General features: G+C 74.7%; 1 protein-coding gene. It reads left to right on the top strand.

Annotated features, from left to right (window positions below):
- Positions 1-320, top strand: a 320-nt coding sequence (locus IN820_RS22615) for a gamma-glutamyltransferase (protein WP_235989129.1), incomplete at both ends; no start/stop codon positions are given.

Raw genomic sequence — 320 nt, 5'->3', positions numbered from 1 at the left:
GATGCCGTCTACCGCCAGCGTGCCGGCTGGCGTCTGGCGGCGCTGCGCGACGATGCCGAAAGCGCGCGGCTGTTCCTCGCCGCCGGCGAATTGCCCGCCGAAGGCCACCGGCTGCGCCAGCCGGAGCTGGCCGAGACCCTGGAACGCCTCGCGGCCCACGGCCACGATGGCTTCTACCGCGGCGAAGTCGCCGAGAAACTGGTCGAGGGCGTGCGCGCCGCCGGCGGCATCTGGACCCGCGAGGACCTGGCCGGCTACCGCACCGTCGAGCGCGAGCCCCTGCGTTTCGCCCTCGCCGATGGCCGCGAGCTGATCGGCGC

The organism is Pseudomonas lopnurensis (assembly GCF_015070855.1).
In the GTDB taxonomy this organism is placed as follows: Bacteria; Pseudomonadota; Gammaproteobacteria; order Pseudomonadales; family Pseudomonadaceae; genus Stutzerimonas; species Stutzerimonas lopnurensis.
The sequence above is the reverse complement of the archived record's forward strand: the minus strand, read 5'-3'. Positions and strand labels throughout refer to the sequence as shown.